Source organism: Amycolatopsis thermalba (assembly GCF_003385215.1).
GTDB lineage: Bacteria > Actinomycetota > Actinomycetes > Mycobacteriales > Pseudonocardiaceae > Amycolatopsis_E > Amycolatopsis_E thermalba.
This window is the reverse complement of the sequence record NZ_PQHW01000050.1, coordinates 1-11,503: the sequence shown is the minus strand read 5'-3', so window position 1 is coordinate 11,503 and position 11,503 is coordinate 1. Positions and strand designations below refer to the sequence as shown.

The 11,503-nt window shown below is 73.5% G+C and carries 13 protein-coding genes; 1 reads left to right on the top strand and 12 read right to left on the bottom strand.

From position 1 onward, the window contains the following. Window positions 1-22: 22 nt before the first annotated feature. The 12 genes from D0D15_RS20105 to D0D15_RS20050 are packed head-to-tail and all read right to left on the bottom strand — an operon-like array spanning window position 23 to window position 10,242. On the bottom strand, window positions 23-1,402 hold the full coding sequence (locus tag D0D15_RS20105; protein WP_167481524.1) for an MFS transporter: 1,380 nt from the start codon (window positions 1,400-1,402) through the stop codon (window positions 23-25). Continuing rightward, window positions 1,399-1,986 carry a dienelactone hydrolase family protein gene (locus D0D15_RS20100; protein WP_094005249.1) on the bottom strand — a complete coding sequence of 196 codons (588 nt, stop codon included), beginning with the start codon at window positions 1,984-1,986 and terminating at the stop codon, window positions 1,399-1,401. The genes D0D15_RS20105 and D0D15_RS20100 overlap by 4 nt, the downstream gene beginning before the upstream one ends. Next, window positions 1,986-3,605 carry a thiamine pyrophosphate-binding protein gene (locus D0D15_RS20095; RefSeq protein ID WP_094005248.1) on the bottom strand — a complete coding sequence of 540 codons (1,620 nt, stop codon included), beginning with the start codon at window positions 3,603-3,605 and terminating at the stop codon, window positions 1,986-1,988. Before D0D15_RS20095 ends, D0D15_RS20100 begins: the two co-directional genes overlap by 1 nt. A 10-nt stretch (window positions 3,606-3,615) precedes the next feature. Continuing rightward, a complete protein-coding gene (locus D0D15_RS20090) occupies window positions 3,616-4,395 on the bottom strand; it encodes an SDR family oxidoreductase (RefSeq protein ID WP_094005247.1) in 780 nt (259 codons plus the stop codon). An 8-nt stretch (window positions 4,396-4,403) separates the two neighbouring features. Beyond that, entirely contained in the window at window positions 4,404-5,138 is a 735-nt protein-coding gene (locus D0D15_RS20085; protein ID WP_094005246.1) for an SDR family oxidoreductase, read from the bottom strand. Next, window positions 5,129-5,842, bottom strand: a complete 714-nt coding sequence (locus D0D15_RS20080) for an alpha/beta fold hydrolase (protein WP_094005245.1) — start codon at window positions 5,840-5,842, stop codon at window positions 5,129-5,131. The genes D0D15_RS20085 and D0D15_RS20080 overlap by 10 nt, the downstream gene beginning before the upstream one ends. Beyond that, a complete protein-coding gene (locus D0D15_RS20075; RefSeq protein ID WP_167481523.1) occupies window positions 5,839-6,615 on the bottom strand; it encodes an aspartate dehydrogenase domain-containing protein in 777 nt (258 codons plus the stop codon). Before D0D15_RS20075 ends, D0D15_RS20080 begins: the two co-directional genes overlap by 4 nt. Continuing rightward, entirely contained in the window at window positions 6,612-7,535 is a 924-nt protein-coding gene (locus D0D15_RS20070) for a VOC family protein (protein ID WP_094005243.1), read from the bottom strand. The genes D0D15_RS20075 and D0D15_RS20070 overlap by 4 nt, the downstream gene beginning before the upstream one ends. Window positions 7,536-7,556: 21 nt before the next feature. Next, window positions 7,557-8,600, bottom strand: a complete 1,044-nt coding sequence (locus tag D0D15_RS20065) for an aromatic ring-hydroxylating oxygenase subunit alpha (protein ID WP_233157235.1) — start codon at window positions 8,598-8,600, stop codon at window positions 7,557-7,559. Further along, window positions 8,597-8,788 carry a recombinase-like helix-turn-helix domain-containing protein gene (locus D0D15_RS20060; RefSeq protein WP_094005242.1) on the bottom strand — a complete coding sequence of 64 codons (192 nt, stop codon included), beginning with the start codon at window positions 8,786-8,788 and terminating at the stop codon, window positions 8,597-8,599. Before D0D15_RS20060 ends, D0D15_RS20065 begins: the two co-directional genes overlap by 4 nt. Window positions 8,789-8,792: 4 nt before the next feature. After that, a complete protein-coding gene (locus D0D15_RS20055; protein ID WP_094005241.1) occupies window positions 8,793-9,728 on the bottom strand; it encodes a PDR/VanB family oxidoreductase in 936 nt (311 codons plus the stop codon). A 4-nt stretch (window positions 9,729-9,732) separates the two neighbouring features. Further along, window positions 9,733-10,242, bottom strand: a complete 510-nt coding sequence (locus tag D0D15_RS20050; RefSeq protein WP_094005240.1) for a cupin domain-containing protein — start codon at window positions 10,240-10,242, stop codon at window positions 9,733-9,735. A 183-nt stretch (window positions 10,243-10,425) separates the two neighbouring features. Here D0D15_RS20050 and D0D15_RS20045 point away from each other — a divergent pair. Beyond that, window positions 10,426-11,503: aldehyde dehydrogenase family protein (locus D0D15_RS20045; RefSeq protein WP_115944661.1), on the top strand; the 1,078-nt coding region annotated here is incomplete at its 3' end.

Sequence of the window (11,503 nt, the reverse complement as noted above, 5' to 3'; positions counted from 1 at the left end):
GGACCCGGCACCCCCGTCGGCGTCAGGGCGCGATCTCCTCCAGCGTGCGGCCGCGGGTCTCCTCCGCGAACACCGCGGCCACGATCGCACCCACCAGCGTGATCCCGCTGATCAGCAGGAACACCGAACCCAGCGCGGTGCCGCCGGCGTAGACCGCGCCGACCAGGATCGGCCCGAGGATCAGGCCCAGCCGGTTCATCACCCCGCCCAGGCTGCAGCCCAGCGCGCGGCTGCGCGTCGGGTACAGCTCGGGCGTGTAGAGGTACAGGCTGATGTTCACGGCGAAGTTGAACACCGCCGCCAGCGACGACCACACCAGCAGCTGCACCGGCGACCCGGCGCCGAGCGCGCCCAGCACCACCAGCATCGCGGTGGTCGCGCCGAGACCGGCGGCCAGCACCATCCGCCGCCCGATCCGGTCGATCACCAGCGCCGCCAGCACGCAGCCGGCCAGGCCGGCGGCCGAGGTCGCGGTGCTGTACCAGAGCGCCTGGCCCAGCGGCAGGTGGAACACGCCGCGGTAGATCGTCGGCAGCCAGGACGTGATGCCGTAGTTGGCGAGGTAGCCGACGAACCAGATCGTCCACACCGTCAGCGTGCGACGCCGGTAGCGTCCGGCGAACAGGTCGCGCAGGGCGTTGCCGCGCTGCTGCGGGGCGGTGACCGGCACCGCGGCGGCCGGCGCGGGCAGCGGCTCACCGGTCGCGCGCTGGACCTTCGCCTCCATCGTCGCCATCGCCGCGGCCGCCCGGTCGTACTTGCCGCGCGAGGCGAGCCAGCGCGGCGACTCCGGCACCTTCTTCAGGATCACGAACGCCATCAGGCCGGGCACGGCGGCCAGCAGGTACAGCGAGCGCCAGCCCCACAGCGGGATCAGCCACGCCGCGACCAGCGCGCTCACCGCCAGGCCCGCCGGGAACACCACCTCGTAGAGCAGCACGAACCGGCCGCGCTTGTGGGCGCGGGTGATCTCGCTGATGTAGGCCGCGGCGGTGGGCACCTCGCCGCCGATCGCGAGCCCCTGCACGAACCGCAGGACGAGGAACGGGGTGAGCGAGTCGCAGGCGGCCATGCCGGCGCTGCACAGGGCGCTGACCGCGACGCAGATCGCGATCACCTTGACCCGGCCGATCCGGTCGGCGGCCCAGCCGGAGACCAGCGCGCCGAGCAGCATCCCGATCGAGCCGATGGTCAGCGCCGCGGTGCTGGTGGCCGCCGACAGGCCCCACTCGCGGGAGAGCACCGGCAGCGTGTAGGCGATCAGCAGCTGGTCGAACGCCTCGAAGAAGGTCACGATGCCGATCAGCAGGCGAACGCTGATCTGCCAGCGCGACATCGGCAGCCGTTCCAGCCGGGCCGCGATGTCACCCTGCGTCATTGCGGGTGTGGCGTCGATGCTCATTCGGTCTCCTCGTCGGGCAATAGTGTGCGGGCTGAATCGAGGAATCGCACTGCTTCGTCCCAGGTGTCGTCTTCGTCACGCAGGGACAGCCAGGACTCGCCCAGGTTCGCGGCGAGCACCGGCAGCTCGGGGAGACCGGGCCAGGGACCTTCGCGCGGCTCGACGCCCACCGCGGGCAGGCCGTGCGTGGTGGCGGCCCACGCGGCGAGGTGGGCGCCCTGGCCGAGCCCGGTGAACGCGGTGGGCGGGACTCGCGCGCGCCGCCGCAGGTGGTCGAGCGCGCCGGCGACGTCGGCGGCGAGGTCCTCCGGTTCGAGGGCGGCGAAGTTGCCGCGCGGGTAGACCCGTCCGCCGGTGTCGTAGTAGAGCAGCGGGGCCACGGCGAGGTACCCGCACTCGGCGAGCGCGCGGCACGCGGCCTCGGCTCCGGCGGTGAGCCCGCGCTCGTCGTGCAGGACGATCACGGCGGCGCGTACGTCGGCGACGGGGTAGCGCACGAGCAGCGGCGCGGCCGTCTTGAGGACGCGGCGCCGCCGGTTGGCGGGGGCGTGTCCGTGGTGGTGGCTGGTCGCCGGGGTGGTCATCAGTCCTCCCGGGGGACGGGCACCGGCGGGACGAACGGGCGCGGCGCCGGGTCCAGCGCCGTCACGTCGACCTCGATCACGGACGGGCCGTGTTGCGCGACCGCCTTCTCCAGGGCCTCCCCGAACAGCGACGGCTTGCTCACCAGCTGGTACGGCAGGTCCAGCGACTGCGCCAGCCGCGAGAAGTCCGGGGTGTAGAGGTCCACCCCGGCCCGCGCGCCGCCGTGGTGGTCCTGCATGTTGCGCAGCACCCCGTACCCGCCGTCGTTGAACACGACCAGCACCAGCCACGGCTTCTCCTGCGCCAGCGTGCCCAGCTCGCCCAGGTGCACGGCCAGCCCGCCGTCCCCGGCCATCACCAGCGTGGGCGCGTCGCGGCCGGCCAGCGCCGCCCCGATGCCGGTCGCCAGGCCCTGCCCGATCCCGCCGCCGACCGGGAACAGGTTGGTCCGCGGGTCGGCGATCTCCAGCAGCCGGTTGCCCCACTGGCTCGACGGGATCGTCACGTCCCGCGCGATCACCGACTCCCGCGGCAGCCCCGCGCGCATCGCGTCGCAGATCTCGGCGTACGGGCCGATCGCCTCACGCAGCCGCGACCGCACGGCGGCCCGCGTCGCCACCGCCCGCGCCCGCCACGCCGGATCGCCCGGCCCGCCCCGCAGGCGCCGGAGCACCTCGGCCGCCTCCCCGGCGATACCGACCGTCGCCGGGTACACCCGGCCCAGGGCGGCGGGGTCGACGTCGATCTGGATGTGCCGCTCGGGCAGCGCCAGGTGGTAGTGCCTGGTCTCGTTGGACCGGAAGTGCGTGCCGATCGAGATCAGCAGGTCGGCCTCGGCCAGCAGGTCCTCCGCCGCGGTCGCGAAGTTGCCCACCACCAGCTCGTGGTCCTCGGGCAGCGTGCCCCGCCCGGAGTTGCTCGTGAACACCGGCGCCCGCAGCCGCTCGGCCAGCTCCCGCACCTCGTCCCGCGCGCCCACCGCGCCACCGCCGGCCCAGATCACCGGCCGGCGCGCCGCGGCGAGCAACTCTTCCGCCCGGGCCAGCGCGGCCTCGTCCGGCGACGGTACCGGCCCGGGGGTCTCCGGACCGCGGGCGGTGAACGTGTGCCGCGCGTACTGCAGATCGATCGGCCACTCCACACTGGAGGGTCCACAGGGGAGGGACACGGCCTGCCGGACCGCGCGCCGCAGCACGTCCTCCGCCTCGGCCACCGAAGAGATGGTTGCGGCGTGCTTCGACACCGCGGTGAGCATGCCCAGCTGGTCGCGGGTCTCGTGGATGACCCCGCGCCCCTGCCCGAGGTAGGGCGAGTCGATCTGCCCGGTCACGTGCAGCACCCGGCTGCCCGCGGTCAGCGCCTCCACGAGCGACCCGGCCGCGTTGCCCGCCCCGGTGCCGGTGCTGGTGATCGCGACGCCGAGGCCGCCGCGGGCGCGGGCGTACCCGTCGGCCGCGTTGACCGCCGCGGCCTCGTGCCGCACCGGGACGAACCGCAGCCGCGCCGCGATCGCCTCCACCAGCGGCAGGTTGTGCACGCTGACGATGCCGAACGCGGTGTCGACGCCGTTGTCGATCAGGATCTGGGCGAGCAAGTCCCCGCCGTTGCCGTGTTTCACGAGTGTCTCCTCAGACGTATCGGGCGACGCCGCCACCGACGTCGAGGGCGGAACCGGTCACATAGGACGCGCGTGGCGACAGCAGCGCCACGATCGGGAAGGCGACCTCGCCGGCGGTGCCGAGCCGGCCGAGCGGGATGCCGCGGTCCTCGGCCAGCTCGCGGGTCCAGTCCTCCCACGACAGGGAGGTGCCGGACTGCTCGTACCGGCGCCGCCACTGCCCGGTGTCCACCAGGCCGAGGCACACCGAGTTGACCCGCACCTGGGGCGCCAGCTCCGCGGCCAGCGTCTTGGACAGGTTCAGCAGCGCCGCCCGCGCCGCCGAGGTCGCGGCGAGCTGGGGTTCCGGCTGCCGCGACAGGATCGCGTTGACGTTGACCACCGCCGCACCCGGCCGCAACCACGGCTGCGCGGCGCGGACCACGTGCAGCACGGAGAAGATCTTCAGGTGCAGCTCGTCGCGCCACTGCTCGTCGCTGGTCTCGGCCAGCCGCGCCATCAGCGAGCGGCCGGCGTTGTTGACCACGCCGTCCAGCCCGCCGAACTCCTCGCCCGCGCCGGTGACGAACCGCCGCACGTCGCCGGCGTCGAGGACGTCGCAGGCCGCGGTGTACAGCCGGGCGCCGGACGCGCGGGGCAGATCGGCGAGCGCCTTCTCCAGCCGCTCGCCGTCCCGCGCGCACGCGGCGACGTGCGCGCCCTCCGCGAGCAGCAGCGCGGCGGTGGCCAGCCCGACACCGGAGCTGGCGCCGGTCACCACCACCGCCCGCCCGGAAAGTCGCAGGTCCATGAAAGCTCCTAGTGGCAGACGAATCCGCCGTCGACGACCAACGTTTGCCCGGTGATGAACGACGCGGCGTCGGAGAGCAGGAACTCCACCGCGCCCACCACGTCACCCGGTCGCTGCGCCCGGGTCAGCGCCCGCCCGTCCGCGTAGAGCTGGTGCCGTTCGCGGGGCACCCGCTCGGTGGCCTCGACCTCGGTCAGGCCCGGCGCGACCGCGTTCACCGTCACCCCGTCCGGCCCGGCGTCGCGGGCCATGGCGCGGGTCATCGCGATCACCGCGCCCTTCGACGACACGTAGTGCACCAGCCGCGGCGGCCCGAACAACGCGACGTCGGAGGCGATGTTCACGATCCGCCCGCCGGTGGCCGCCAGCTGCGGGTACAGGGCGCGGGCGACCAGCCACGGACCGCGCGCGTTCACCGTCATCAGCCGGTCCCACGCCTCGACTTCGAGGTCGGCGAAGTGCTTGCCGCCCACCCCGTCGGCCATCGCCGCGTTGTTGACCAGCCCGTGCAGCGGCCCGATCTCCGCGACCCGCTTGGCCAGGTGCGCCACCGAATCGGGATCGGCGACGTCGGTGTCGATGCGGTGCACGGTCCGGCCGCGCTCTTCCAGCTGCGCCACCCCGCGAGCGGCCCGCTCCGGATCGCTCTCGGCGACCACGACCTGCGCGCCGGACGCGCCGAGGGCGTCGGCGATCGCCCAGCCGAGCCCGCGCCCGGCGCCGGTCACCACGATCAGGCGCATCGCGCGGCCTCCACTTCGGACAGGAACTCCAGCAGGACCTCGTTGAACTCGTCCGGGCACTCCTGGTTGGCCGCGTGCCCGCCGCCGATCACCCGCAGCCGCGCGCCCGGGATTTCCCGCGCCAGCAACCGGCTCTCCGCGACGCCGGTGACCTGGTCGTCCGCGCCGACCACCACCAGCGTCGGCACGCTGATCCGGCCGAGCAGCGGACCGTGGTCGGTGGTGGCCATCGACTCCGCGGCCGCGCGGTACCCGGCCAGGCGCACCCGGGCCATGGTCGCCTCGACCTTCGCGCGGGTCGCCGGATCGGAGCTGAGCCGCGGCGCGCGCCGCCGCGCGAACTCCGCGGCGCCCACCTCGGCCAGCTCGTCCACCCGCGCGCGCATCCGCGCGGCGGCCTCGGGGCTGGTGCCGGAGCCGCGCGTCGAATCGGCCAGGGTCAGCGACCGCACGGGGTGCTCCAGCGCGAGCCGGGTCGCGATCACCCCGCCCCACGACACGCCCACCACGTGCGCGGGCTCGTCGAAGATCCGCGCAGCCTGCTCGGCGTACCAGCCGATGTCGGCCCGCTCCGGATCGGGCGAGTCCCCGTAGCCCGGCGCGTCCCAGGCGACCACCCGGTGACGCTTCGACAGCACGTCCACCTGCGGCTCGAAGGACGCGCTCGACCCGCCGATGCCGTGCAGCAGCAACACCGGAGTCATCGGAACACCACCCGGGGCTCGGCCAGCGCGGCGATCGCGCCGAGCACCGCGTGCGGCACGACCTCGCTGCTCGTCGGAGTCCGCGGCGAGGGCCGGTTGCGGATCTCGAACCGGTACGACCCGGCCGGCCCCTCAGCGGTGATGACGTGCGAGGTCAGCTCCGCGGCCGGATCGGCGATCACCGCCGCCTCGACCACGTCCCAGTCGCCCGCGGCCAGCGCCACCGAGGCCGCCACGTTCGCCGACTTCGGGAACGCCGCGGTCACCTCGCGGGCCGGGCCACGCATCAGCTCGACCGGCTCGGCGGTGGTCCGCAGCCGCTCGGCCTGATCGGCCGGCATCCACGGCTGCACCAGGTTCGCGGCCAGTTTCGTGGTCTCGATCGTCACCCGGGACAGCGGCGCCATCCGGGCCGCCGCCCGCAGCAGGTCCAGCCCGCCGATCGCCCCGGTGGACAGGTGCAGCTCACCCGGTCCGGCGGACAGCAGCTTCGCCAGCAGGGCGTCGTCGGCCAGTGCGCCGACCGACACGACCAGCAGGTCTCGCCCGGCGGCCAGCACCTGAGGTCCGACCTCCGCCAGTGCGCGCTGCCCGGCCGCCTCGACCACCAGGTCCGAAGTGGACAGCAGCTCGTCCAGCGACACCACCGGCAGGTCCGCGGGCCCGGCCGGGTCCACGACGCCGGAGAGCGTCGCACCCGGTACGGTCCCGTCGCGCAGGGCGCGGGCGACCACGCCGCCGATCGCGCCCGCGCCGATCACCCCGGTCCTCATCCCTGCCACCACGCCGAGTAGCCGGGGTCGGGCACGCCCGCCATGTGGGTGCGGACGTCCTTCGACGGCGGGCCCGCGGTGCCCCACAGGTCGGACAGCTCGGGCGTGCGCCGCCACACCCGGCACAGCCACGCGTCCTCCACCACCTGCTCGACCTCGGAGGTGTACTCGCACACCAGCCCGGCCGGGTCGGCGAAGTAGCCGAACGTGTTGCTGCCCGGCCCGTGCCGCCCCGGGCCCCACAGCGGGGTGATCCCGTTGTGCCGCAGCCGCCCGATGCCGCGCATGAAGTGGTCGATCGAGGCCATCTCGTAGGCGACGTGGTTGACCGACGCGAACGGCGCCTGGTTGAACGCGATCACGTGGTGGTCGGCGTTGCAGCGCAGGAACGCCATCTGGTGCTCGGACCAGTCGGAGATCCGCATGCCGAGCACGCGCGTGTAGAACTCGCAGGCCGCGTCGATGTCGGCGGTGTTGAGCACGACGTGCGCCAGCTTCCGCGGCACCGCGGGGTGCCCGTCCGGATCGTCCGGGGTCACCGCGAACACGTCCGCGGACAGCTCGATCAGCCTGCCCTCCGGATCGGCGAAGCGCAGCCCGTAGCCGCCGCCGACCTGGTCCAGCTTGCCGGGCTCGGTGACCAGCGGGATGCCCTGGGCGGCCAGGCGCGTGGCGGCCTCGTCGATCTCGCGGGGCGTGGCGACCGCGAAGGCCACCTTGCCGAGCGCGTTCTGCTCGGCCTGCTGCAACTGCAGCACGTGGTGTTCGCTGCTGGTGCCGCGCAGCCACACCGCGCCGGTGTCCTGCTCGACCTGCCGCAGCCCCCACACCTCGCGGTAGAACTCGCCCGCGTCGGCGCACGCGGTGGAGCGCAGGGTCACCGACCGCAGCGCCCGCAACCGGACGACGGGTTCGGACATGGTGTCCTCCAAGGGAAGTTGTCAGGCGACCGGGACCGGCGGGGCGGTCGCGGGCTCGGTCAGGCGGGCCACCTGTTTCGCGGCTTCGGCCTTGAGCAGGCGCCGCATGCGGACCAGCGCGATGTCGTGCTGGTAGAGGTTTTCCCGGTCCCACGCGTCGGCGGGCATCGCCTCGGCCATTTCGCGGTCCTGCTCCAGCACCGCGTAGTGCCGGGCCTCCAGCCGGTTGCGGTAGAGGAAGCGCCAGCTGTCCCGCTCCCAGCCGGACACCTTGCGGCAGCGCCAGAAGAACCCGGCGTGCCGGTTCTCCGAGATCGCGCACAAACCGGCGACGATCGAGAACGGACCGCCCGGGCCGGCGGTGTCCGGGTACGGGATGTCGAGGGTGACCCAGTCGGCGCCGCCGTGAGTCAGCTCCACCCAGTCGAAGTTGACGCCGCGCTGGTCGGTCTTCTCGAACACGAAACCCTTGTCGGTCGCGCGGATCTGGAAGACCGCCTCGCGCTTGCCGGCGAACATGGTGTGGCTGTTGCGGTGCAGGAACGCGCCGTGCATGGGGTCGAGCAGGTTGTCCAGCGAGTACAGGTAGGGCGCGTCCCATTCGACGTAGCAGAGGAACTGCGACCACTCTCCCCCCGCGATCGGCTCCGGCACCTCCAGCGGGGCCGGCGGTGCCGATTCGTCGACACCGAACCAGGCGAAGATCGCGCCCGCGTGCTCCTCGGCGGGGAACGTCCGCAGGACGCGGCGGCCCTCCAGCGCGCAGCCCGGGCTGCCCGGCACGGACACCACCGTGCCCTCGGCGTCGAGCTGCACGCCGTGGTAGTTGCAGGCGATCCGGTCGCCCATGTGCACGCCCTGCGACAGCCGCGCCCCGCGGTGCGGGCAGCGGTCCTCCTGGACGTGCACGGTTCCCGCGGCGTCCCGCCACAGCAGCAGCTGCTCGCCCGCGCGGTCGATCCGGACGAGTTCGCCGGTGCGCACGTGGTCCGACGGGCACAGCGGGTACCAGCGGTCCCGCAGCCCGAACGTCAGCAGGCCCTCGGGGGTGTGCAAGGGGTTCACGCGTGGTTCTCCGTTCCGCTCAGGCGGGCCAGTTCGGCGGTGAACGACGACTCGGTCCAGTCCTCGCCGCCCGCGGGGCGCACCCCGGAGGAGTTGAGGGCGGCCACGACACCGGGCAGGTCGTGCACGCCGCGGCCGTAGATCGCCTCGAGTTCGTCGCCGAACGCGTTCTCGTAGCTGGAAGGCATGTCCTCAGTCCTCCACGTCCAGGACGAGCTCGGCCGACCGGCTGCGCGACACGCAGATCAGCATCGTGCCGCCGGCCGCCTTCTCGTCGTCGCTCAGCAGGAAGTCGCGGTGCTCCGGTTCCCCGGAGAGCACCTTGGTCTCGCACGTGCCGCACACCCCTTCCCGGCAGGAGTTCGGCACGGACACCCCCGCCCCGGCGAGCGCGTCCAGGATGGACACGCCGGCCGGAACCGGCACGCGCCGCCCGGACCCGCCGCACACCACGTCGAAGCCCTCGTCAGGGGCGGGCGGGGTTGTTGTGGGCGCGCGGAACCGCTCGACCCGCAGCATCGAGGTGTCCGGGAGCGCGGCCTCGACCGCGGCGATGAGCGGTTCCGGGCCGCAGCAGTAGACCAGCGTGCCCGGCCGGAGACCGGCCAGCTCCACGGCCAGGTCCGGCGGTCCGCCGTGCTCGTCGTCGGCGTGCACGCGCACCCGGTCCGCGGGCAGGTCGCCCAGGAAGGCCATGCTCGCCCGGGATCGTCCACAGTAGAGCATGCTCCAGTCGGAATCCCGCTCTTGCAGGCGGTTCGCCATCGCCAGCAGGGGAGTGATGCCGATGCCGCCCGCGATCAGCAGGTGCGCCCGCGCGTCTTCGAGGGCGAAGTTGTTGCGCGGCCCGTCGATCTCGATCAGCGTGCCGGGCGTGAGGCGCTCGTGCACCCACGCGCTGCCGCCGCGGGAGGACGGCTCGCGCAGGACGGCCACGGTCCAGCTGTGCCCGTCCGCCGGGTCGCCGCACAGGGAGTACTCCCGGACCAGCCCGTTGGGCAGGTGCAGCGACAGGTGCGCGCCCGGCTCCCACGCCGGCAGGGCCGCCCCGGCGGGGTCGCGCAGCTCGACGCGCACGACCCCGTCGGCCAGCCAGGTGCTCTGGTGAACTCGTACCGTCCGGGGCATGGCGTCAGTCGCGGGTCACGCCGTGCATCGGCGAGGTCGGCGGGTAGGTCGGCAGCTGCGGCTTCTGCGCGCCGATGATCACGGCGAACAGGGCGTCGGTGTCGCCGATGTTGCGCAGGCTGCGCGGCACCCCGGCGGGGACGCGGATCAGGTCGCGGTAGCCCAGCACGCGGCTGGCGGTCTTGGTGCCGTCCTCGACGTCGTGCACGGTGACCTCGAGGGTGCCCTCCAGGACGAAGAAGACCTCTTCCACGTCGTGGTGGGTGTGCTCGGGACCGATCGCGCCGGCCGGCAGCCGCATGTTGGAGAAGGTGAAGTGCTCCGAGGGCAGGATGCGGTTGTCGGTGTCGTGGTTGCCGGTGGCGCCGGAGCCGATGTAGCGGACCTGGGCGCGGCGGAACTGGTCGCCCGCCTTGGCCTGGAAACCGAGCGTGTCCCAGTCCTCGTAGCGCGATTCGCGGGTCGCGATGCAGGAGTCGATCAGTTCCTCGAGGCCGGCTTGCGTCGTCGTCACGGGATCTCCTTGGATGTCTTAGCTCTAAGGGAACTTGGGAAGAGTTTGTAGCACCGCCTCCCGGTCGCCGACAACCCTTAGCGCTAAGTTTTCTGCGGGTTTGTTTCAATACCGTCAACACCTTCCAATTAACTTAGAGCTAAGTTATTCTGCCGAGCCTGGACGGCGTGTGGAGGTGGCTCGATGACAGTGCCCGCGGACGAGATCCTGGTGGCCGGGCGGTGGCGGCGGGGCGGTGGCGCACCGCTGGAGTGCGTGGACCCGGCGACCGGTGAGCCGATCGCGGTCGTGCACGGCGCGTCCGCGCGGGACGTCGACGAGGCGGCCCGCGCGGCGTCGGTGGCCGAGTGGGCGGCGTTGCTGCCGCACGAACGGGCCCGGGCGCTGGCCCGGGTCGGCGACCTGATCGAGCGGGACGCGGAGTCGCTGGCCCTGCTGCAGACCCGCAACACCGGCAAGACCCTGCGGGAGACGCGGGCGCTGGTCGCGAGCGCGGCCGGGACGTTCCGGTTCTACGCGGCGGCGCTGGAGACGATGGAAACCGCGCTGACCCCGCAACGCGGGCCGTGGCTGACCATGTCGGTGTACGAGCCGATCGGGGTGGTCGGCGCGATCACGCCGTGGAACTCGCCGATCGCCAGCGACGCGCAGAAGATCGCGCCCGCGCTGGCCGCGGGCAACGGCGTGCTGCTCAAACCGGCCGAGGCGACCCCGCTGGTGTCGCTGGCGCTGGCGCGGCTGGTGCTGGAGGCGGGGGTGCCGGCGCCGTTGCTGTCCGTGCTGCCGGGCCCGGGGTCGGTGGTGGGGGATGCGATCGTGCGGCACCCGCTGGTCGGCAAGGTCGCGTTCACCGGCGGCACGTCGACCGGGCGGGCGATCGGGCGGATCGCGGCGGAGAAGGTCATGCCGGTGACCATGGAGCTGGGCGGCAAGTCACCGACGATCGTGTGCCCGGACGCGGCGGTGGAGCAGGCGGTGGCCGGGATCCTGTACGGGATCTTCTCCTCCAGCGGCCAGAGCTGCATCGCCGGGTCGCGGATCTTCCTGCCGGAGCCGCGGTACGCCGAGTTCCGGGACCTGCTGGTGGCGGGGGCGTCCCGGCTGAGGATGGGGCCGGGCACCGCGGCGGACACGCAGGTGGCGCCGCTGGCGACGGTCGCGCACCGCGACCGGGTGGCGTCGCTGGTGGACCGCGCGCGGGGCGAGGGGGCGCGGGTGCTGTGCGGGGGAGAGGTGCCGTCCTCGGCGGGCGCGTACTACC